This window comes from Bradyrhizobium sp. USDA 3256, from assembly GCF_054058275.1.
In genome coordinates this window covers 2,260,099-2,281,463 of sequence record NZ_JBSSAE010000002.1, presented here as the reverse complement: position 1 = coordinate 2,281,463, position 21,365 = coordinate 2,260,099, and the positions used below count along the sequence as shown (strand labels likewise).

Sequence of the window (21,365 nt, the reverse complement as noted above, 5' to 3'; positions counted from 1 at the left end):
GGTTCGAAAACGCGTCAAAACCAGAATCTGGAGCCCCGTTCCGATTCCATCGAAACGGAACAGGCTCCAGCCGGACAGAGGGCGACCATGCGCGACAGAAACTTCCTGGTTGAGAACAACGCCAAGCCGATCTGGCACCCGATGGCCCATCCTGCCGAGATGCGAGCGCAGCCGCCGCGGATCGTGATGAAGGGCGAAGGCGTCGAAGTCACCGATATCGACGGCAAGACCGTAATCGATGCGGTCGGCGGATTGTGGAATGTCAATCTCGGCTACAGCTGCGATCCGATCAAGCAGGCGATCGCGGACCAGCTCAGCGCGCTGCCGTACTATTCGGGCTTTCGCGGTACCTCATCCGGCCCCTCGATCGAGCTCGCCTACGAGCTCACCGAATGGTTCAAGCCGGAAGGCATGGTGCGCGCTTTCTTCACCTCGGGCGGCTCGGACTCGGTCGAGACCGCGCTGCGGCTCGCGCGGCAATACTGGAAGATCAAGGGCCAGGCCGACCGCACCAAGTTCCTGGCGCTGAAGAAGGGCTATCACGGCACCCATTTCGGCGGCGCCTCCGTCAACGGCAACGCCAATTTCCGCCGCAACTATGAGCCGATGCTGCCCGGCGTGTTCCATATCCCCGCGCCGTCGACCTACCGCAATCCCTTCAACGAGACCGATGCAGCAAAACTCGCGCAGCTGTGCGCAGCGGCGATGGAGGAGGAGATCGCATTCCAGGGCGCCGACACCATCGCGGCCTTCATCATGGAGCCGGTGTTAGGGGCCGGCGGCGTGATCGTGCCGCCGGACAGCTTCATGAAGCTGGCGCGCGAGATCTGCGACCGTCACGGCATCCTGATGATCGCGGACGAGGTCGTCACAGGTTTCGGGCGCACGGGCGCGTGGTCGGGTTCGCGGCTCTGGGGCGTGAAGCCCGACATGATGACGATGGCCAAGGCGATCACCTCGGGCTATTTCCCGCTTGGCGCGACGCTGATCGGCGAGCAGGTCACGGAAGCCTTCGAGGCCGACACGACCGCGTTCGGCTCGATCGGCCATGGCTACACCTATTCCGGCCATCCGGTCGGCTGCGCCGCGGGCCTTGCGGCGCTCGCCGAGACTCGCCGCCTCAAGCTCGACGAGAATGCCCACGCGCGCGGCGAGGACCTTGCGCGGGCGCTTGCCGCGCTCAAGGCAAAGCATGCGCTGGTCGGCGACGTCAGGGGCAAGGGTTTGATGGCCGCACTCGAGTTGGTCGCTGATCGCGACAGCAAGAAGGCCGCCGACAAGAAGACGATGGCGAAGGTTGCCGATGCCGCCTACGAGGCCGGCGTGATGCTGCGCGTCTCCGGCAACAACCTGATCCTGTCCCCGCCCCTGATCCTCACGGCAGCGGATGTGAGACGGATCGCCGAAGGAATCGACGCCGGCCTCTCAGCGGCCGGTTGACAGCGCACTGACGCAAGCCATGGCGCGCTCGAACAGGGCGCCATTAGCCTTGTCGCGGTCGAGGCAATCGGCCAGCGATATGGCCGACATCGTCTGATCGGTGCAGAAGATGCGCATGAAGTCGGCCGCCAGCGCGACCTTGCGCGTCTCGGATTGGCGCTCCCAATCGTTGCTGCTCAGATAGAGCAAGGACGCGTCGTCAACGCTGCTCTCGCCCACCGCGCCGGCAGCAACCGGCCCTGCCGCCAATAGCGCTAGCAGCGCGCCGGCCACCGCTCCGATGCGATGCGCGCGCCCGCTCATTTCGTCTCCCTGGCATTCACCATCGGGGGCACGTCGAGCGCGGGATTGCGATCGAAGAAGTTGAACGGACGCAGCCGGAAGCCGTGCCACAGGCCGGGCATGACAGGCCAATCCTCGGCGCGCGGCACGTGGCGGAAGCCGACCGTGTACCACAGCACGAGGTCGCGGTCCTCGATCGGCCGCTTCGCCGCCGTCCATTTCGGCAGGCCGTCGACCTCGGGGTTTCCGTTCGGATACAGGCCCGCGGCGTAGCGCTCGTCCTTGGCGTAGGCCGAGGTCCACAGCGTGTAGGCGCTGAAACCGGCGCGCAGCTGGATCGGATCGTCCTTGGCGAGCAGCGAGACGTCGGAGTGACCGGGCATCAGCTGATAGCTCGTGCGATAGCCGCGGCCGTTGGTCTTGCCCGTGCTCTCGATCCTGAACTGCGCCGCGTTCAGCGGCATGGTGATCGGACCTTCGGTCGCAACCGGCCTGGTGTCGACCTGCCAGAGGCTCTTGCGCTGGCCCTGCTCCAGCCGGCGGACATTGAAGCGATCCTCGACCAGCCGGTTCGAGGTGCCGTCGACGTCCATGTCGATCCGGAACGTCATGTAGTGATCGTGATTGACCGCGAGCAGCCGTTCCTCGACCAGCGTCCCAAAGGCGGTGTCCTGCGCAGCCGTCGGGTCGCTCAATGTCTTGCTCGCGACGCCCTTGGTCGCATCGATGCCGTAGGCGCCGAGCCGCACATCGATATTGCCGGCACGGTCGAACACGTAGTCCACCAGATAGTCGTAATTGCCGACCACCGGCGCCATCCGCACCACCAGCTCGTTGTTCGGCCGCACCTCGGCGGTGTTGTTGATCAGCTCGCTGTGGCGCCAGATCGGATCGCCGGTCGGGCGCTCGAAGATGCAGACCGCGCCTTTGGAAACGACCGGCGCACCCTTGGTATCCGAGATCGTCAGGTCGAGATAATGCGCGCCTTCGGGACAATCCACGCCGCGCTGCAATTCGCTGGAAAGCACGCCAAAGCCGTACTCGCCGATGTCCATATAGGCGCGGAACGACCAGGTCGGCGCCGGGTCCATGTAGGGCACGAACATCTCGCTCGCCGATATCTGATAGGCGATGTCGCGGAGCGTGCCGTGGTCATCGTAGCGAATCAGCGACAGCACGGCGCCGACGCGCGGCTCGAGACGGACATGGAATGACCAGTTGTCCCAGCGGACCTGGCCGCCCTCCACCTTCACGTTGCTGCCTTCAGGCGCTGCGATTTCGATCGGCTTCGGTGGCTTGCGATATGTTCCGGAGTCGGCATAGGCGTGCGAGGGCGTCTGCGGCGGTGGCGGCACCACGCCGAGATCGGTCACCGACAGCACCGTTTTGCTCTTGAGATCGACCTGGGCGAACAGGTTCTCGATCGGCTTGCCCCAGAGATTGTTGGCGGCGCCCGCGGTGTCGACACAGGGAACGTTGAGCAGGCGGCGGCCTTTCAACGCCGGATCGGTCACTGGACCCACGGTCAGCGGCAGGCACAGCACGTTGCGGAAATCGGTGATGCCGCGCTTGGCCATCGCGGCGATCCAGCGCGGGTCCTGCTTCGGCAGATCGCCGGCGGAGATCAGTTCGTCGAAGGTCAGCGCAGCCTCATGATCCCTGACTTCCTGCCAGCCGAGCAGGCTGCGCGCGGCGAGATCGACATGGGCCTCGTAGAGATGCCCGCCGCTCAGCAGCGTCGCGCTGGCCCGGCGCGTGAAGGGCTGTCCGGGCTTCCACGCCCGCACCTCGTCCTTGGGATCCTCCTCGACCGACATCGAGACGACCCGCGCCGAATCGTCGAGCTTGCCGGCGCCGCGCAGGATATCGGAGACCGAGCGGATTTCGTCGGTGGTGAGCCCGTCCATCGGGTGCGTTGCGGCCGCCTGCGGCCACATCCGCCGCTCGGCCTTCGCCGGCAGCGGCGCCGCCAATGTCGCGACCATCAGACCGGCCACTGCCCACACGCCGTGCCGGGATATCAGAGCCATTCCGCCCTCCACTCAAAGCCAGAACTGTCAGAATACAAGCAACGGTGGCGACGTGAAGGCCCGCTTCTTCATCCGGTAACCTGTTCCGACGCCGCCGGCAGGATCGCGGCCGCGGCCGGGCGTGGTGCGGCGCGGTGTACATCGAGCAGCCGCACGCCGATGCGATCGCGCAAGGCCGGCCAGAGGCCGCGCGGCGCCACAATCATCACCACGACGGCGATGATGCCGAGCCCGACCAGATACCAGCCGCCGGACAGGCCGAGCGGTCCGGTCATCAGCTCGCGCAGGCCGAAGAAGATGATGACGCCGAGGATCGGGCCTTCCAGCGTTCCGATACCGCCGATGATCACGATGAACATCATGTACACGGACCAGTTGACGTCGAAGGCCGCCAGCGGCGCGATGAACAGATTGCCCATGAAGTTGAGCGCGCCGGCAAACCCGCATCCCGCCGCCGAGAGCACGAAGGCGACAAAACGATTATGCCGGACGTCGACGCCGACGCTCATCGCCGCAAGGTCATTGTCGCGCACGCTCATCAGCCCGAGCCCGAAGCTCGAGGTCATCATCCTGTACAGCGCCGCGATGGTCACCAGCGTCAGGCCGCCGGCGAGCCAGAACATCGTCGGCTCGAACCAGTCGAAATCGATCAGCCTGCTGGTCGCGAGCGGCACGCCCGACGTGCCGCCGACGGCCTGCGACTTCATCGTGAACGCGCCGATGATCTCGGCGAACACCCACATCGCGATCGAGAAATAGGCGTCGCGCAAACGAAACAGCGGAAAGGCGATGATCGCCGCAACGGCGCCCGCCACCAGCGGCGCGACCGGCAGCACCCAGATCGGCGCGACCTCGAGCCAGCCCGAGGTCAGGAACAGCGCATAGGCGCCGAAGGCGATGAAGACCTGGTGGCCGAGTGACACAAGCCCGGCATAGCCCGCCAGCAGGTTCCACATCTGCGCCATCGTCAGCAAGAGCAGGCACTCGGTCGCGAGCCGCAGAAAACCCTCGTTCAGCACCAAGGGCGCGCCGGCAATTGCCGCGACGAGCAAGATGGCAGAGGCCACAAGAATGGTCCGTGTCGGCATCGGAATCACACCCTGCTCGACACGAGACCCGACGGGCGGATCAGCAGCATGATGAAGAACAGGAGGTGCGCATAGAGCAGCCCGGCATTCGGATCGATTTTCAGCCCGATCAATTGCGCCATGCCGAGCGCGATACCGCCGAGCAGCGCGCCCCAGAACGAGCCGAGCCCGCCGAGCACCACGACCTCGAACGCGATCAACAGCCGCTCGGCACCCGAGAACGGCGTGAAGCTCGAGCGCACCGCAAGCAGCACGCCGCCGATCGCGCCGAGCGCGAGCGACAGGCCCATGACGTAATTATAGACCCGGTCGGGCTTGACCCCGGACAGCCGGACGATGTCCCGGCGGTCAGCCGTGGCGCGCACGATCCGGCCGAACTCGGTATGACGCAGCACGAGTTGCAGCGCCATGAACAGCAATGCGGCGAGCACCAGGGTGAGCAGCGGCATGATGCCGATGTTCAGCCCGGCGACCTCGAGGCTGGCGCGAGAGAGCTCGCCAACCTGGAGGCTGCGCACGTCGGCGCCGAACACCTCGACCATCACGTTGCGCAGGATCACCGACACGCCGAAGGTCAAAAGCAGCGGCGAGAGCGGATCGGGCGAGGTCACGACGCGGTTGACGATGGCGGCCTGATAGAGCCATCCGACCGCAAAGGACAGCGCAATCACCGGGATCAGCATCAACAGCGGCGACGCCTGCGGAAACAGGTTGGCCAGCAGCACGGCGCAGAACGCGCTCAGCACCATGAACTCGCCATGCGCGATGTTGACGACGCGCATCACACCGAACACCAGCGCGAGCCCGATGCCGAGCAGCCCATAGAGCCCGCCAAGCAGGGCCCCGTTGATCAATGTCTCAACCCAGATCATGTCGTTGCCAATCCTGGCTAGTTACCGAAATAGGCGTGCGTCAGCTGCTCCGGCTGCAAGCCTTGCGCCGGGCCGGTCAGCGACACCCGCCCCTTCAACAGGCAATAGATCCGCTCCGAGGTCGCGAGCGCGCGCTTGACGTCCTGCTCGACCAGCACGACGGCGGTGCCCTCGCGGCGGATGTCGGCAAAGGAGCGGTAAATTTGCTCGACCACGACGGGGGCGAGCCCGAGCGAGATCTCGTCGCACAACAGGAGCCGCGGGTTCGACATCAGCGCGCGGCCGATCGCCGCCATCTGCTGCTGGCCGCCGGAGAGTTGGCCGGGAAACATCCGCCGCCGCTCCTCGAGGATCGGAAACAGGTCGAATACCCGCCGCAGGGTCCAGCTGCCTTTGCGCCGGTTGACGCTGCCCATCAAGAGGTTCTCCTCGATCGTCAACGAGTCGAACAGCAGGCGGCCCTCGGGCACCATGATGAGGCCGAGCCGCGACACCTCTTCGGCCGGCATCTGCGAGATATCGATGCCGTCGAACTGCACCGCGCCGCGACGCTCCTCGTTGAGACCGACCAGCGCCTTCAGAAACGTCGACTTGCCGGCGCCATTGGCGCCGACCAGCGCCACCGCTTCACCGTCCGCGACGGTGAAGTTCATGTCGAACACGGCTTGCAGATCGCCGTAGAAGATCTGCAGGCCGTTCACATCAAGCAATGCCATCGGCCTTCAATCCCATGTAGATCTCGCGCACCACCGCGCTGTCCATGACCTCGGCCGGCGGTCCCTCCAGCACCTTGCGGCCGAAGTCGAGCACCAGAATGCGATCCGACACCGCGCGCAGCGCGTGCGGGATGTGCTCGATCCAGATCGTGGCATGGTCGGCCTTCACCGACTGGATGATGGCAACGAGGCGCTCGACCTCGGGCTCGGTCAGCCCGGCGGCGATCTCGTCGAGCAGGATCAGCTTCGGCTTCGAGGCCAGCGCCTTGGCGAATTCCAGCCGCTTGCGGTCGATCAGCGGCAAGGCGCCGGCGAGCCTGTCCGCCTTGGCGTCGAGCCCGGTGCGCTGCAACACCTCCATGGTCCAGCTCGATGCCGCCTCGCCGGTGAAGCCCGCGCCATAGGATGCCGCGACCAGCGCGTTCTCGTAGACCGACAGATGCGGGAACGGCTGCGGGATCTGGAACGCCCGCCCGAGCCCCATCCGCGCCCGGCGATGCGGCGGCAGGGCTGATATCTCCCTGTCGTCGAGCATGATCGAGCCGCCGTCGGCCGTGAGCAGGCCGACGATCAGGTTCAGCAACGAACTCTTGCCGGCGCCGTTCGGGCCGATCACGCCGAGGCACTCGCCGCGCGCCAGCTCGAAGCTGACATTGTCGGCGACCACGATCTCGCCGAAGCGCTTGGCCAGCCCGCTGACGCGCAGAAGCGGTGCCATCTCAGGCCAGCTTGGAGAGCAGCTGGAGATCGGCCTGCTTCGGGATGAACGGCGCCGTTCCGTTGTGCACGATCAGGAGCTCGTATTTCGACTTGCCGCCCTTGGCCTTGCGCCATTGCCCGCCGGACAGCGAGGTCACCGCGACGTTCTTGATCGGGCTGTCCTTGAACTTGACCCGGCCGACCACGGTCTCCATGTCGAGACCGGCGATCGCATCGCGCAATGAGTTCTTGTCCTTGGGATCGCTGTTCTGCAACGCCGCGAGCCCGACCTCCCACAGCGCATGGGCGTAGCCGATCGGCTGCGTCCACTGCTTGCCGGTGGTCTTTTCCCACTCCGCGGCGAGTTCGGCGGCGCTCTGCCCGGTCAGCGAGGACTTGAATGGATAAGCCGGCGTCCACCACACCTCGGTCGACATGCCGTCGCCGCGATCGCCGAGCGCATTCACCGCGGCCGGGAACAGGAAGGCCGCCGCCACCGTGCAGATCTGCGGCTTGAAACCGGCCTGCGCCGCCTGATTCCACAGCGTCACCCAGTGATTGCTGAAGGTGAAGCCGGAGACGATGTCGACGCCGTTGTTCTTGAACAGCGCGATCTGGTTGGTGAAGTCGTCGGTCGCGATCTGGAATTTGCCGGCCGAGAATTCCTGATAGCCGGCCGCCGAGATGCCTGCCGGCAGGCCGAGCTTCGGATCGGAGAATGCCTGGCCCGGCGGGTTATCGATGTAGAGCGTGCCGACCTTCTTGTTGGTCTCGACCGACTGCCACATGCCCAAGAAATTCTTCGCGACGTCGTCGGCGCCCCAGAAGAAGTGGTAGCTGTAGGGAAAACCCTTGTCCGGCGCCGACTTGCGCGGGAACATCCAGCCCTGCCACGGCACCATGGTCGAGATGGTGGGAATGCCGCGGGCGTCGGCGAGCTCCTGCACCGGCGGCTGGGCGTCGCCGTCCTCGATCAGGATCAGGTCGCACTTTTCACGCAGCACCAGCTCGCTCGCGATCACCGACGATCGATTCGGATCGGATTGATTGTCCTTGAACACCAGCTCGACCTGATAGGTCTTGCCGCCGATCTTCAGACCATCCTTCAGCCGCGCCTTGATGCGCTCATGGATCCAGGGATCGGGCTCGGCGAACTGCGCGCGGACGCCGGAGAGGCAGCCGACCCAGCCGATCTTGATGGTGTTGCCGGCGGCCCGCGCGACATTGACCAGTGGCACGTTCATCGCCGATGCGAGACCGGCGGCACCGGCCACTTTCAGCAGAGTACGCCGGTCGAGCCGGCCTGACGCCGTATTGCTCTTTGTCTCAGTCATGTCCCTCTCCCTCCACAACCAATGAAGATGCCTGACCGCGGCTCACGCAGCCGATCGCTGGATCGCCGCACGGCTCACCGCGGCGAATTTGCACAAGGTGTTTTCGATGATCCGGCGCGGGATGCCGCGCACGATGAAGACGAGCCGCGAGCGCCGGTCCGCCGACGGCCAACCGGCAAGCGTGATCGGCGGATGGAACACGTGCTGCACGCCATGCACTACGATGGGCGCATCGGGCTGCTCGGCGACGTGCACGATCGCCTTGAAGCGCAGCAGGTCCTCGCCTCTGAGCGCCGCGACATAGTCGAGCCAGCGCGCGAACGCCTCGCGCTGGATCGGCTCGTCGATGACCAGGCTGTAGGATGACACGCCGGCATCGTGCGCGTGATGGCTGTGGTGGCCGCACGCCTCGCCTTCGCAGTGATGATCCCCGTGTGGCGAGTTGGCCGCCTGCGATGCCAGATCGAACCAGCGCACGACATCGGCGGAGCGCGCCGCCGGATCGAACAGCCCGGCATCGAGGACCTTCGCCGGATCGACGATCCCGTTCTGCACTTTCGTGCGCGTCGCGACCGGATTGATCGCCGCAAGCTGCGCATCAAGCCGCGCCAGTGCGTCCTCGGCGGCAAGGTCGATCTTGGTCACCAGCAACCGGTCGGCGACGGCGATCTGCCTGACGGCCTCGCCATGGGCCGCAAGGGTGTGCGCACCATTAACCGCATCGACGGTCGCGACCACGCCGTCGATCCGGTAGCGACTGAGGACATCAGGCGCCGTCATTAGTGTGTGCAGCACGGGCACGGGATCGGCGAGCCCGGTGGTCTCGACCAGCACCCGGTGGAACGGCGGGATCGTGCCGTCAGCACATCGCGACGCAAGGTCGGCCAACGTCTCGATCAGGTCCTCGCGCACCGAGCAGCAGATGCAGCCATTGTCGAGCAGCGCCAGGCGGTCCTCGCTGCTCTCGACCAGCAGATGATCCAGCGCCACCTCGCCGAACTCGTTGATGATGGCGACGACGCCGCCAAGCTCGGGCTGGCGCAGCAAATGGTTCAGCACCGTGGTCTTGCCGCTGCCGAGGAAGCCGGTCAGCACCGTGACCGGGATCTGATCCGCCGTTGCCATCACGCGCCCCGCTCGTAGACCTTGCAGCCCTCGAAGAAGGTCATCTCGACCCGCGTATCGGCCAGTTGATCCGGCGGGATGTCGAAGATCATCTGGTCGAGCACGATCAAATCGGCGGATTTGCCCACCTCGATCGAGCCGATCGACTGGCCGAGGCCGGCCGCGCGCGCGGCATCGATGGTGTAGATGTCGATCACGGTTTTGAGGTCGAGCGCCTGCTCCGCCCACAGCGACTTGCCGGGAAAATCCCCGGTCGGATTCTGCCGCGTCACCATGCCCTCGATGCCCTGCCAGGGATCGGGGATCGGGATCACCGGCCAGTCCGAGCCGCCGGCCATCAGTGCGCCGGCCTCTTTCAGATCCCTGTTGGGCCAGAAGCGCTGCGCGCGCTCCTCGCCCATCGCGGCCTTGTGCGCCTCGAGGAAGATGGTCGGATACCAGATGATCGGCGACAGATCGGCGGCGACACCAAGCTCTGCGAAGCGCTTGATATCGTCGGGTGCGATATAGCTCGCATGCGCGATCTGATGGATCAGATGGGTCGGGCCGTTGAAGCTGCGCACGACATCGATGGCGTCGAGCGCCTGCGTCACCGCGGCATCGCCCGCGCAATGGATCTTCGCGGCAAGGCCGAGCTTCTCGCAGCGCCCGAGCCAGCGGATCAGGTCCGGCACGGTCAGCATGGTCGCGCCGCGGAAGCAGCAGCCGCGCACGGGATCGGTTACATAGGGCTCGTGGAAGGCCGCGGTCTTGGCGCCCGGCACGCCGTCGAGGAACACCTTCACATAGTCGGGCTTCACATGGGCGCCGCGGTAATCCTCGCGCAACGCAAACAGCTCCTCGCCGGCCTTGCCGAACATGAAGCCCGGCTCGACCACCGGCATCGAGCAGACCGCCCAAGCGGTGAGCTCGCCGCGGTCGTCGAGCCCCTTCAGCGCCGCCATGATCGGCTGCATGCTGGCGGCGTCGATGAAGGCGGTGACGCCATAGGCATTCAGCACCGAGATCGAGCGCGCCACCGCCGCGCGGTCCATCTCGGCCGTGTAGTGACCGGAGGCCGCGAGCGCCCGCTCGACCAGGCCGGAGGCAGCCTCGATCATGATTCCGGTGAGCGTTCCGGACTTGAGGTCGCGGCCGATCTCGCCGTCGGTCGGATCAGCCGTGTCGGCCGCAACGCCGGCCAGCCGCAGCGCCGCCGAGCTCGCCCAGCGATTGTGATAGGTGTCGTCGCGCAATACGACGGGATGACCGAGGCAGGCTGCGTCCAGCAGCGCGCAGGACTCTGCGGTGTTCATCTCGTTCAACAGATTGTTGCCGAACTGCCCGCCGACGATCCAGGCGCCCGGCGCAGCCGCTGACGCGGCCTTGTGCAGGGTCTCGGCGATCCTTGGAATGCTGTCGGCGTTGGAGAAGCGCAGCTCGTAGAGATCGGCCTGTCCGCCCATCATGATGTGATTGTGGATGTCGACGATCCCCGGCATCGCCATGCGTCCGCCGAGATCGACGGTCGCCGTCCCCTCGCCGATGAGCGCCGCGACGTCGCGTTCCTCGCCGACAGCGATGAACCGGCCGGCCTTGACGGCCGCGCATGTCGCCCAGGGCTGCCCGCGGTTCGACGTGTAGATTCGGCCGTTGCGGAAGACCGTGTCGGCGAATGTCCTGTTCATACAGATCAAACTTCTCGATTGGGAAAGCCTGGAGCGATCAGCCTCTCACCGTGCGGTGCACAAGGCTGAACCGCGCACGACGCCGGCATGATGGCCAAACGTTCGGCATGTCGGCATTTGGAACAATCCACCGTCCGGTGGATGCTCCGCCGCCTGCGGCGATACGGGCGGCGGCACGGCATAGAGCGACATCACTTTTTTCGAATTGAGCAGCAGGCTCCGCTTCACCTCTCCCGCTTGCGGGGGAAGTCGGCGCGCGCAGCGCGGCGGGTGGGGACTCTCTCCGCAATGTGACTCGCGGAGAGAGCCCCCACCCCGGCCCTCCCCCGCAAGCGGGAGAGCGAGGGGCGGCACCGCCCTCGCGGTCGCTCTTCGACGCAATCCCGTATCACTTCAGAAGCCCAGCGCGAGGCCATCCTTGCGGTGGTCGGAGGCCCCGAACAGAACGCCCCTCGCATGGTCGATGCGGATCGCCTGGCAGCCGCCTATCGGCTCTTCCGAAAACCGCGCATCGTGGCCGCGGGCGCGAAGGTCGTCACGGACTTCAGATGATATCGTCGTCTCCAGCGACAGCGCGCCGTCGAAGGCAAAGGAGCGCGGCGCCTCGGCCGCGGCCTGGATGTCCATCTTCATGTCGAAGATGTTCGACAGCAGATTGGCGTGGCCCGCGGCCTGGTAGTGCCCGCCCATCACGCCGAACGACATCACGGTCTTGCCGTCCTTGCGCAGCAGGCCCGGAATGATCGTATGCATCGGCCGCTTGCGCGGCCCGAGCGAATTGGGATGTCCTGGTTTGGCGCGAAAGCTCCAGCCGCGGTTGTGCAGCAGGATGCCCGATTTCGGCGCGTAGATGCCGCTGCCGAACGGATAGAACAGCGAGTTGATCAGCGAGACGGCGTTGAGATCGCGATCGACCACCGTGACATAGACGGTGTCGCGATGCTCGATATCGTCCCAGGTCACGGGCGCGGACGCGCGGCCCATGTCGATCTTGTCGCGGATTCTCCCTATATAGTCCTCGGCAAGGAATGCGGCCGGATCGACCTTGCTGGTGGCGGGATCGCAAAAGAAGGCATCGCGCGCGCGGTAGGCCGCTTTGGTGGCTTCGGCCAGCAGATGGATGCGATCGGCCTCTCCGAGCTTGCCGACATCGAAGCCGGCAAGCGTCCGCAGGATCATCAGCGCGGCCAGGCCCTGCCCGTTCGGCGGACACTCGATCACGTCGTGGTCGTGGTAGAGCGCCGAGATCGGGCGCACATAGTCGGAGGTCTGGGCGGCGAAATCGTCGCTGCTGTGGGCGCCGCCCAGGGCGCGCAAGATGGCCACCATCTCGTCGGCGGCCTCGCCCGCGTAGAAAGCGTCGCGCCCGCGCTGCGCGATCCGACGAAGGGTGCGGCCGAGCGCGGGTTGCGTACGGATGTCGCCGACCTCAGGCGCCTTGCCACCAGGCAGGAACTGCGCCGCCGCATTGCCGTCGATCTCGATCCGAGCCCGGAAGCGGCGCCAGTCCTCCGCGACGCGCGGCGTCACGCAAAAGCCCCGCTCGGCAGCCGCGATCGCCGGCCGGAAGATCTCCTCCAGCGACCTGCTGCCGTGATCGGCGATCAGCCGGCACCACGCATCGACCGCGCCGGGCACGGTGACGGCCTCGGGCGCGGTCGGCGGAATGTCGCGCGCGCTACTTGCGGCAAATTTCTCGGCATCGGTTGCAGCCGGCGTGCGGCCCGAGCCGTTCAGCGCAATCGGCTCGCCGGCGTCAGGTGAATACAGCGCGAAGCAGTCGCCGCCGATCCCGGTCATCTGCGGCTCGACCACGCCCTGCACAGCGACCGCCGCCACCGCGGCATCGACGGCGTTGCCGCCGGCCTTCAGCATCTCGACCGCGGCCAGCGTCGCCTGCGGGTGCGAGGTCGCGGCCATGCCACGCTCCGCAACCGCCACCGAACGGCCGATGGCCATGAAATCGCGCATGTCGTTTCCTTCAATGCTGTGAGCGGCCGCCGCTCGCCAACATTGTCGAAAACGACACCGGTCCTCGCGGAGGACTCTCGTTTGGCCACCGGGCAGGCAGCAATCCACCTAACGGTGGATCGGTAACCACGGACGAGGGTTGTCCCGCCCGACGCTTCTCGGACGCGGCGGATTGATCCGGCGGGCAACCCGGCAAAACCTGTCAAACCTGCACGTGAGGAATTCTTTCGGCTTATCTGAATAGTTGCGTGCTCGGCGGCAATTCTGTGGTGGGTAACTGGTTGCCAAGCCCGGAGCGCGATGGCACGCTGCCATGATCAATTTAGCTCATGTCGATTGCCAATGCCGATGTCATCTCTCAAAGAGTTTCATGGCGCCAGGCGAAGTCGGTTCGGTTGCGGGGCTGGTTGGTTACGCATTGCCTCGTCGCTGGTCTCACTGTCATGCTGCGCCGTCGTTCACGACGTGCGTGCGGCGTCGCCCAACGAGGAGTCGAGCCGACAGGTGACGGCATCCGAACCGTCGGCTCAATCCGATGCCAACGGGAGTGTATTGCCAGATTCGGACCGAGCGTCGCCCGACGCTCTGCCGACGACGCCCAGCGAGAAGCAAGCTGAGCAGGTATCCACGGCCAACATTCTCGACCCGCTCAAGGTCGCCCCGGACAATATTGATACAGTTCTGGTCCTGGATGAATGCTTTGTTGCAGAGGCATGCATCGACCGGTTCCTTGGCGCGCTCTACACGCGAGCGCCGAAGACCGACTGGATCGTCGTGTACGAAAAAAAGGACGTGATCATCAAACGGAAGCGCAAACTGATCACCGTCACGCGCAGCATCCCGAAGCGGGTCGAAAATGACTTCGGATGGAAGGACCCCAAAGCCGCGGATAAAGCCGGGATGCCTCTGATGGATTACGTGATCGGAGGGATGGATCGAGCCTTCAAGCAAAAGCTGTTCTATATGCTCCATGCAGCGGAGCAGGCCGGACTGGCACCCGGGATCACGAGCGGATTCCGCGATGACTACCGCCAATCGATTGCAAGCGGGCTGAAGGCCGCAAATGACAAGTCTTATCACGGCGGCAGCTCGCGTGGTGGCTATGGTCACGGGCTCGCTGCAGACGTCGTCAGCATGAATGGCGGGAGCAAGGAGGAGCGTGCAACCGAGACCAAGCGATTATGGAAATGGATCGACGAGCACGAAAAGCAGTTCGGAGTTGGACGTCCCTACTTGAATGGAGACCCAGCGCATCTCGCACCGGTCGATGGTCGGGAATATGCTGCTCATCGCACGGTATCAAGGCACACAAAGCTGGCCGGCAAGCGACATACCCGAATTGCAGCATCTTCCAGGCATGGCGTAACGACGCGCGCAAAGTCAAAGGCAGCGTCGAGGGCCACGACGACGAGACTCAGCTCGCGCCTCTGATCGGCCTGCCCCTCCTGCGCTTCGTGCGCTCCGGCGCGCCCCAGCTCAGGGGGTGAGCCGGGGCTGGACCGCGGCTTCGGAGGCCGTAGCGGCCAGTCTCCACCCATGACGTTATGCCTCTCTTCGGACTCTCATCTACCAGGAACCGCGATTGCTGCGCCGCGCTACTACTTCTGCGCTGTGGAGCCTGCTTGCCGCTGAATCTGTTACTCGGGGCTAGTCCAGAATGGCAATTGCCGCGTGCGCTTGTCGATTTATGATGTCCCTAGTCGTGCGGATTGGCCGACATTTGCCCACACCCGACCATGCACCTCGCGCGATCAGGGATCGCCGCTTCGGCCCACGGAGCGACGGTCCCGCCCAATTCCGGATGCGACAAAATTAACCCGATGGGCAACTCAGCAAATCCTGTCCAATCCTTCGCGCGAAAGATATTTCGCTTTATCCGAAGCGAAGCTCGATCACCCTATGCGCGGGTGATGACACCGAAGAAGGGTACGCAATAGCGGTGCGCCGTCTCGCGCCAGAACCTTCCTCACCGTCGTCCCTGCGAAAGCAGGGATCCATAACTACAGGCAGTCATTATTGAGCGATGCCCGAACGACGAGTCCCGTTTACAACATCCGCCGCGGCGTATGGGTCCCTGCTTTCGCAGGGACGACGTGCTGGAAGAGCCGCGGACTCTAATCGACAGCCCGCGCCTCAATGCGGCCGCGACATCATCGCCACGACGGCGGAGCGGGTCTCGACGCCGAGCTTTTCGAAGATATGGATCAGATGCGTCTTCACCGTCGCGAGCCCGATATTCAGGCACTCGCCGATCTCGCGGTTGGTTCGGCCGCAGCACAACAGCTCGACGACTTCCATCTCGCGCGAGGTCAGGCCAAAACGCGCCGGCTCGTCGGCATTCGACGACAGGCGGCTGGTGAGGTTGAACTCGAGATAGTCGTGGATCTTCTCCGCAATGTGCATGCTGCCGTCGGGGATCGCCCAGCCCGGCGCCCACAGCACGCTCATCCCGGCGACGATGCGGTCGTTGCGGCGGAAGAAGAACTCGATCATGTCGGCGACGCCGCATTGGCCGGCGAAGGCGCGGTAGGTCGCCGCCTCCTGGGTCGCGCATTGGTCGAGCGCTGTGCTCAGCCGCGCAATCGGCCGGTTGCTCGCGGAGCGCGGATGCAACGGATCGAGTCGGTTCATGCCGGCAAGATACTGGTCGTGGAAACTCGGCGGCACGTTGCTAGAGAGCACGAAGCGGTTGAGGGTCAAATTGCCGTCGACCTCGTAGAACGCGGTCGCCGACCCCTCGAGAATGCCGCGCGCGAATTGAACGGCCTGCGTGGTTGCCGGATCCGGTCGGCCCAGAAGCGCGATCATGACCTACCTCCCGATGTTTCCCGATGGCGAACGTCTGCGCGTCGCGTAGCCGTCACGCTGGGGCACGCGCAAGCCATAGTCAAGCAAATTGCGGGCCAAACGCACGAAGCGCACATCCGGGGAAACGGTTACGCCGAAGTAACCCAACGGCCCCCTCCACCATCCGGTTGATTGCGAGCGACGCGAGCCATGCGGAACTTTCGCACATCATCCGATGTCATTGCTGGATCAAAAATGAATTCGCGTCGCATCATGGCCGCCTTCCCGTCGGCGGCCGACGAACAGGTCACGCTCGCCAACTGGCGCCAACATCCCTTCAACGAGTGGGCATTCCGCAATGTCCGCGAATTGCTGCCCACCGCGAACATCGCGCGCGCCGCAGCGCCGGCGCCGCTGTCCTTTGCGCCGCGCTATCTCGACGACGTCAGTTTCTTCAACCCGCGCAGCGAGACAGTCGGCGTCGGCGAGGCGCTGCGCGCCAGCCACACCGACGGCATCGTGGTGTCGCATCGGGGACAAGTCGCGTTCGAATGGTATGCCCATGGCCTCACGCCCGATACCCCGCACCTGATCTTCTCCGTCAGCAAGTCGGTCGCCGGAACGCTCGGCGGCATCCTTGCCGATCACGGCAAGCTCGAGCCCGACGCGCCGGTGACGCGCTACATCCCAGAGATGGAAGGATCGGTCTATGGCGGCAGCTGCACGGTGCGGCATCTGCTCGACATGAGCGTCGGCATCCGCTTCGACGAGGATTATATGGCGCGCGACGGCGACGTCATGAACTACCGGCGCTCAACCGGCTGGGAGCTGCCCGATCCGGCGATTCCGCCGAGCAATCTGCGCGACTATCTGCGCACGCTGCGGCCGAACGGCGCACCGCATGGAGAGACCTTCCACTACGTCTCGACCAACACCGATGTGCTCGGCTGGGTCTATGAGCGCGCCTGCGGCCTGTCCTACGCAAAGATCCTCTCGCACTATCTGTGGCAGCCGATGGGCGCCGAGCACGACGCCTACATCACCGTCGATTCACGCGGCGCAGGCCGCGTCGCCGGCGGCATCTGCGCGACACTGCGCGATCTCGCCCGCTTCGGCGAGATGATGCGCAATCACGGCATCAGCAACGGACGACAGGTCGTCCCCGGCTGGTGGATCGACGACATCAGGCAGAACGGCAATGCCGAGGCCTGGTCGCGCGGCGACCTGACGAAAGTGTTTCCAAACGGCAATTACCGCAACAAGTGGTACACGCTCGATCGACGCGAAATGCCGTTTGCCGCGGTCGGCATCCATGGCCAGTGGATCTACATCGATCCGACCAACGAGACCGTGATCGCGCGCGTCTCCTCGCAGCCGCTGCCGATGGATCTGGATCTCGATCACATGTGGATGCGCGGCTATCGCGCGATCGCGGCCAGGCTTGCCGGCAAGGCCTGACCGGTTGCGACAGGGGGACATCATGGGACCATCGATCAACCGCCGCCGTCTGTTGCGGATCGGTGCGGGAGCAAGCCTCGGCATTGCGATGCCGCGCATCGCGCGGGCCAGTTCGAAGACGATCACGGCCGTCATGCACGCGCCGCTGCGCGCCACCGACCCGATCATGACGACGGCGTGGACCGCGCGCAACCACGGCTACATGATCTACGACACGCTGTTCTCGACCAATTCGAAATTCGAGATCAAGCCGCAGATGGTCGAGGCCTGGGAGGTCTCCTCCGACGGCCTGACCTACACCTTCCGCCTGCGGCCCGGCCTCAAATTCCATGACGGCAGCGCGGTGACATCGGCCGACGTGATCCCCTCGCTGCAGCGCTGGGCGAGGCGCGACACGATGGGCCAGAAACTGTTCGAATTCGTCGCCGAGCTGAAGGCGATCGACGAGCGCACCTTCCGCATGGTGCTGAAGGAGCCGTGCGGCTTCGTGCTGGCGGCGCTCGGCAAGCCGACCGCCAACGTGCCCTTCATCGTGCCGGCGCGGATTGCCGCGACGCCAGCCGACCAGGCCATATCAGATCACCTCGGCTCCGGACCATTCCGCTTCGTGACGGCGGAATTCCAGCCCGGCGTCAAGGCCGCTTATGAGAAGAACCCGGACTACGTTTCCCGCGACGAGCCGTCCGACGGCACCGGCGGCGGCAAGGTGGTCAAGATCGGCCGCTACGAATGGATCAGCGTGCCGGATTTCCAGATCGCGACCAACGCGCTGATGAACGACGAGATCGACTATTTCGAGGTGCCGCCGCACGACCACCATCCGATGCTCGCGCGCGCCTCCAATGTCGAGCTGACCGATTACAACACGCTGGGCTTCTCCGGCATGTGCCGGATGAACTGGCTGGTGCCGCCGTTCGACCGGCCGGAGATCCGCCAGGCCGTGCTGCACGCGGTGAACCAGAAGGACTGGCTCGACACCCAGATCGGCAATCCCGATTACTACAAGATCACGCCGGCGATCTTCGTCGCCGGCACGCCGTTCGAAAGCGTGGTCGGATGGTCGACCAACGCGGACACCGCGAAAGCCAGGGAGCTGCTCAAGCAGGGCGGCTACAAGGGCGAGCCGATCACGATCCTGCACGCGACCGACGCCCCGATCATCACCGCGCTCGGCACGGTCACCGCGGAGGCGCTGCGTTCGATCGGCATGAACGTCAACCTGCTCGCGATGGATTGGGGTTCGGTGGTGGCGCGGCGCGCCAAGCAGTCGATGCCGGCCGAGGGCGGCTGGTCGCTCTACCATTCGACCTGGGCCAGCGCTGACCTCGTCAATCCGATCGGCAACGCCTGCGTCAACGGCAAGGGCAAGAACGGCGGCTTCTTCGGCTGGGTCGAGGACACCGAGCTCGAGCGGCTGCGCGACAGCTTTGCCCGCACCACGGCGCCGCCGGACCAGAAGGCGCTGGCCGACAAGATCCAGGCACGCGCCTACGAGGTGGTCACCCACGTCCCGACCGGGCAGTACAATCAACCGGCCGCGACGCGTAAGGCGCTGAAGGACATCGTCCGCGCACCGGTGCCGCAGTTCTGGAATGTCGACAAGACAGGCTAGCGGTACCTATTCGATCGGCGGCCGCCGCGTATGCCAGTCCGTCACCGACTGGAACGCGGCGCCGGCGCGGACCAGCACGTCCTCGGAAAGATGCGGGCCGACCAATTGCATGCTGAGCGGCATCTGGTCCGAGGCCATGCCCATCGGCAGCGTGATGGTCGGGCTGCCCGAGAAATCGAACACCGCCGTGAAGCGCAGAATGCTCAGGAGGACGTTGGGGTCGGCGCCGTATTCGCTCATCTTGGTGAGCGTCGGGATCGGCACCGGCATCGTCGGGATCAGCAGCAGGTCGATATCTTCGAACATCGCGGCGAGGCTGCCGCTGAACTTCAGCCGTTCATGATGGATGGCCGCAATATCGACGCCGCTCGTCGCCCGGCCCTGCTCGATCAGCTGCGCGAGGTCGGGTCCGTATTCCGACTTCCGTGACGGGTAGGTGTCCAGATGCGCCTCAGCGGTCTCGACCGAGCACATCGCAATCCACTGGCTGACCAACTTCTGGTAGGGCGGGAAATGCACCTCGCGGATGTCGGCGCCGAGATCGGCGAGCGTGCGCTCGGCTTGCACCAGCGCGGCGACGACCTGCCGATCGATGCCCTCCTGGGTGTACCTGCGGTCAACACCGATCCTGAGGCCCCTGATGCCGTCGCCCGCTCCAGCCAGATAGTTCGGCACCGGAGCCCGCAAGGCGGTCGGGTCGTTGATATCAGCGCCCGCGATGACGCCGAGCATCGCCGCGGAATCCGCAGCGCTCCGGCACATCGGCCCGACGTGATCGAGCGAGTCCGCCAGCGGGAAGACGCCGTGCCGGCTAACCCGCCCCCAGGTCGGCTTGATCCCGGTCAACCCGCAGGTCGCCGACGGAAAGCGGATCGAGCCGCCGGTGTCGCTGCCGATCGAGCCGTAGCAGAGCCCCGCCGAGGTCGCGACGCCCGATCCGGTCGACGAGGAGCCAACCCAGTAGTTCACATTCCACGGGTTGAGCGGGGCCTGAACGGCCGGATGGTGGCTGGTATAGGCTCCCTCCGTCATCTTCAGCTTGCCGAGCGTCACCGCGCCGGCGACTTCGAGCCGGTCCACGATCGTGGCATTGAAGGACGGTACGAATTTGGCGTGGATCGTGGTGCCGCCCGCGGTCGGTGCAAACGAGGTGTAGCAGAGGTCCTTCAGCCCGATCGGAACGCCATGCAGCGGGCCCCGCCAGACGCCCTTGGCGATCTCCGCATCGTACTGCTTGGCCTGGGCCATCGCTCGCTCCGCAAGGACCAGCGCATAGCCGTGAAACTGTCCGTCCAGCTTCGCAATCCGGCCCAGCATGGCCTCGGCGATCTCCGAGGGCTTCACCTCCTTGCGGCGAATGAGCTCCGAGATCTCGGTGATGGATTTGTAGTGCAATGAATCCGCTGACATCTGACGCCCTGCTGTTGTCGGAATATGCCTATTCGGACCGCCGCCGCGGGCGGCGATCTCGCGACGTTGCTGACGGCGCGCCCCGCCTAGAACTGGACGCCGCGCGTCAACGCGCCGTCCACCACGAGGTTGGTCCCGGTGATGAAACTCGCCGCCTTGCTCGCCAGGAACACAGCGGCGTTCGCCATCTCCTGCGGCGTGCCCATGCGGCCGGTCGGGTTGAGCGCCAGTGCGGTCTTGTACAGTTCGGGATTGCCGTCCTTGATCATGTTCCAGACGCCGCCCTCGAAATAGGTGTTGCCCGGCGACACCGAATTGGCCCGGATGCCCTTGGCCGCGAGCTGGTAGGCGAGGCCCTGCGTGTAGTGGATGATCGCCGCCTTGAACGTCCCGTAGGGACCGCTGGCAAAGTCGACCTCGCGTCCCGACACGCTCGAGATCGTGACGATCGCGGCGGCGCCGCTCTTCTCCAGAAACGGCATCGCCGCGTTGACGAGGCGCACCGTCCCCATCATGTCGGTGGAGAATTCCTTCTCCCAGCTCTCCTCGTCCTGCCCGATCGACAGTGCGCTGACATTGGCGACTACGACATCGATGCCGCCGAGCTTGGACGCCATGTCGGCGACCCAGGCCTTCAGGGCCGGCCCGTTCGAGACGTCGACGGCACTACCGAACGCCGCAACGCCCTTGGCCTTGAGCGCTGTGACCGCAGCGTCGACGTCGCCCTGGTTGCGCGCACAGATGCCGACATTGGCGCCCTCGGCGGCGAACGTGTCGGCGATCGCCCTGCCGATGCCCTTGGTGCTGCCGGTAACGAGAACCTTTGCTCCCTTGAGTCCGAGATCCATGTCCATTCCCTCCATTATTATCAATT

Annotated in this window: 17 protein-coding genes; 4 read left to right on the top strand and 13 right to left on the bottom strand. The window is 65.3% G+C overall.

Annotated elements, in window-relative coordinates:
• Positions 1-87: 87 nt before the first annotated feature.
• Complete coding sequence (locus ACVWY5_RS12200; RefSeq protein ID WP_028331391.1) at positions 88-1,440, top strand: aminotransferase class III-fold pyridoxal phosphate-dependent enzyme; 1,353 nt, start codon at positions 88-90, stop codon at positions 1,438-1,440.
• Here ACVWY5_RS12200 and ACVWY5_RS12195 read toward each other — a convergent pair.
• The 10 genes from ACVWY5_RS12195 to ACVWY5_RS12150 all read right to left on the bottom strand — a co-directional run bounded on the left by ACVWY5_RS12195 (position 1,426) and on the right by ACVWY5_RS12150 (position 13,224).
• Complete coding sequence (locus ACVWY5_RS12195; protein ID WP_028331392.1) at positions 1,426-1,743, bottom strand: hypothetical protein; 318 nt, start codon at positions 1,741-1,743, stop codon at positions 1,426-1,428. The genes ACVWY5_RS12200 and ACVWY5_RS12195 overlap by 15 nt on opposite strands.
• Positions 1,740-3,752, bottom strand: a complete 2,013-nt coding sequence (locus ACVWY5_RS12190; RefSeq protein ID WP_080666907.1) for a copper amine oxidase — start codon at positions 3,750-3,752, stop codon at positions 1,740-1,742. The genes ACVWY5_RS12195 and ACVWY5_RS12190 overlap by 4 nt, the downstream gene beginning before the upstream one ends.
• A gap of 68 nt (positions 3,753-3,820) precedes the next feature.
• Positions 3,821-4,819, bottom strand: coding sequence for a branched-chain amino acid ABC transporter permease (locus ACVWY5_RS12185; protein WP_321176770.1), 999 nt, complete (start codon positions 4,817-4,819; stop codon positions 3,821-3,823).
• Between the two features lie 26 nt (positions 4,820-4,845).
• Complete coding sequence (locus ACVWY5_RS12180) at positions 4,846-5,712, bottom strand: branched-chain amino acid ABC transporter permease (protein ID WP_028331395.1); 867 nt, start codon at positions 5,710-5,712, stop codon at positions 4,846-4,848.
• Positions 5,713-5,729: 17 nt separating this feature from the next.
• Positions 5,730-6,428: an ABC transporter ATP-binding protein gene (locus ACVWY5_RS12175; RefSeq protein ID WP_028331396.1), complete on the bottom strand. Its 699-nt coding sequence runs from the start codon at positions 6,426-6,428 to the stop codon at positions 5,730-5,732.
• Positions 6,415-7,146 (bottom strand): ABC transporter ATP-binding protein, encoded by a 732-nt coding sequence (locus tag ACVWY5_RS12170; protein WP_028331397.1) that lies wholly within the window; start codon positions 7,144-7,146, stop codon positions 6,415-6,417. The genes ACVWY5_RS12175 and ACVWY5_RS12170 overlap by 14 nt, the downstream gene beginning before the upstream one ends.
• Position 7,147: 1 nt before the next feature.
• Positions 7,148-8,461: an ABC transporter substrate-binding protein gene (locus tag ACVWY5_RS12165; protein WP_028331398.1), complete on the bottom strand. Its 1,314-nt coding sequence runs from the start codon at positions 8,459-8,461 to the stop codon at positions 7,148-7,150.
• Positions 8,462-8,503: 42 nt separating this feature from the next.
• Positions 8,504-9,586: a CobW family GTP-binding protein gene (locus tag ACVWY5_RS12160; protein WP_028331399.1), complete on the bottom strand. Its 1,083-nt coding sequence runs from the start codon at positions 9,584-9,586 to the stop codon at positions 8,504-8,506.
• Complete coding sequence (locus tag ACVWY5_RS12155; RefSeq protein ID WP_028331400.1) at positions 9,586-11,253, bottom strand: amidohydrolase; 1,668 nt, start codon at positions 11,251-11,253, stop codon at positions 9,586-9,588. Before ACVWY5_RS12155 ends, ACVWY5_RS12160 begins: the two co-directional genes overlap by 1 nt.
• A 393-nt stretch (positions 11,254-11,646) precedes the next feature.
• The gene (locus ACVWY5_RS12150; RefSeq protein WP_028331401.1) at positions 11,647-13,224 is read right to left on the bottom strand and encodes a gamma-glutamyltransferase family protein; all 1,578 of its coding nucleotides are present in this window, start codon (positions 13,222-13,224) and stop codon (positions 11,647-11,649) included.
• A 504-nt stretch (positions 13,225-13,728) separates the two neighbouring features.
• Here ACVWY5_RS12150 and ACVWY5_RS12145 point away from each other — a divergent pair.
• Entirely contained in the window at positions 13,729-14,655 is a 927-nt protein-coding gene (locus tag ACVWY5_RS12145) for a D-alanyl-D-alanine carboxypeptidase family protein (protein WP_321176771.1), read from the top strand.
• 702 nt (positions 14,656-15,357) lie between these two features.
• On the opposite strand, the gene ACVWY5_RS12140 is transcribed toward ACVWY5_RS12145, so the two are convergent.
• The gene (locus ACVWY5_RS12140) at positions 15,358-16,032 is read right to left on the bottom strand and encodes a helix-turn-helix transcriptional regulator (RefSeq protein WP_028331402.1); all 675 of its coding nucleotides are present in this window, start codon (positions 16,030-16,032) and stop codon (positions 15,358-15,360) included.
• Positions 16,033-16,266: 234 nt separating this feature from the next.
• On the opposite strand from ACVWY5_RS12140, the gene ACVWY5_RS12135 reads away from it, so the two are divergent.
• Both ACVWY5_RS12135 and ACVWY5_RS12130 read left to right on the top strand, forming a co-directional pair.
• Positions 16,267-17,469 carry a serine hydrolase domain-containing protein gene (locus ACVWY5_RS12135; protein ID WP_028331403.1) on the top strand — a complete coding sequence of 401 codons (1,203 nt, stop codon included), beginning with the start codon at positions 16,267-16,269 and terminating at the stop codon, positions 17,467-17,469.
• Positions 17,470-17,491: 22 nt separating this feature from the next.
• Complete coding sequence (locus ACVWY5_RS12130) at positions 17,492-19,081, top strand: ABC transporter substrate-binding protein (RefSeq protein WP_028331404.1); 1,590 nt, start codon at positions 17,492-17,494, stop codon at positions 19,079-19,081.
• Positions 19,082-19,087: 6 nt separating this feature from the next.
• Here ACVWY5_RS12130 and ACVWY5_RS12125 read toward each other — a convergent pair whose 3' ends face one another.
• Together ACVWY5_RS12125 and ACVWY5_RS12120 are read right to left on the bottom strand one after the other, a co-directional pair.
• Positions 19,088-20,491 carry an amidase gene (locus tag ACVWY5_RS12125; RefSeq protein ID WP_028331405.1) on the bottom strand — a complete coding sequence of 468 codons (1,404 nt, stop codon included), beginning with the start codon at positions 20,489-20,491 and terminating at the stop codon, positions 19,088-19,090.
• Positions 20,492-20,577: 86 nt separating this feature from the next.
• Positions 20,578-21,339, bottom strand: a complete 762-nt coding sequence (locus ACVWY5_RS12120; RefSeq protein ID WP_028331406.1) for an SDR family oxidoreductase — start codon at positions 21,337-21,339, stop codon at positions 20,578-20,580.
• Positions 21,340-21,365: the final 26 nt, after the last annotated feature.

Excerpts from the sequence above, each read along its gene's own strand:
- ACVWY5_RS12195 (WP_028331392.1), bottom strand. The coding sequence starts at position 1,743 with ATGAGCGGGCGCGCGCATCGCATCGGAGCGGTGGCCGGCGCGCTGCTA.
- ACVWY5_RS12160 (WP_028331399.1), bottom strand. The coding sequence starts at position 9,586 with ATGGCAACGGCGGATCAGATCCCGGTCACGGTGCTGACCGGCTTCCTC.
- ACVWY5_RS12165 (WP_028331398.1), bottom strand. The coding sequence starts at position 8,461 with ATGACTGAGACAAAGAGCAATACGGCGTCAGGCCGGCTCGACCGGCGT.
- ACVWY5_RS12130 (WP_028331404.1), top strand. The coding sequence starts at position 17,492 with ATGGGACCATCGATCAACCGCCGCCGTCTGTTGCGGATCGGTGCGGGA.
- ACVWY5_RS12140 (WP_028331402.1), bottom strand. The coding sequence starts at position 16,032 with ATGATCGCGCTTCTGGGCCGACCGGATCCGGCAACCACGCAGGCCGTT.
- ACVWY5_RS12150 (WP_028331401.1), bottom strand. The coding sequence starts at position 13,224 with ATGCGCGATTTCATGGCCATCGGCCGTTCGGTGGCGGTTGCGGAGCGT.
- ACVWY5_RS12190 (WP_080666907.1), bottom strand. The coding sequence starts at position 3,752 with ATGGCTCTGATATCCCGGCACGGCGTGTGGGCAGTGGCCGGTCTGATG.
- ACVWY5_RS12120 (WP_028331406.1), bottom strand. The coding sequence starts at position 21,339 with ATGGATCTCGGACTCAAGGGAGCAAAGGTTCTCGTTACCGGCAGCACC.
- ACVWY5_RS12135 (WP_028331403.1), top strand. The coding sequence starts at position 16,267 with ATGAATTCGCGTCGCATCATGGCCGCCTTCCCGTCGGCGGCCGACGAA.
- ACVWY5_RS12125 (WP_028331405.1), bottom strand. The coding sequence starts at position 20,491 with ATGTCAGCGGATTCATTGCACTACAAATCCATCACCGAGATCTCGGAG.
- ACVWY5_RS12200 (WP_028331391.1), top strand. The coding sequence starts at position 88 with ATGCGCGACAGAAACTTCCTGGTTGAGAACAACGCCAAGCCGATCTGG.
- ACVWY5_RS12180 (WP_028331395.1), bottom strand. The coding sequence starts at position 5,712 with ATGATCTGGGTTGAGACATTGATCAACGGGGCCCTGCTTGGCGGGCTC.
- ACVWY5_RS12175 (WP_028331396.1), bottom strand. The coding sequence starts at position 6,428 with ATGGCATTGCTTGATGTGAACGGCCTGCAGATCTTCTACGGCGATCTG.
- ACVWY5_RS12170 (WP_028331397.1), bottom strand. The coding sequence starts at position 7,146 with ATGGCACCGCTTCTGCGCGTCAGCGGGCTGGCCAAGCGCTTCGGCGAG.
- ACVWY5_RS12155 (WP_028331400.1), bottom strand. The coding sequence starts at position 11,253 with ATGAACAGGACATTCGCCGACACGGTCTTCCGCAACGGCCGAATCTAC.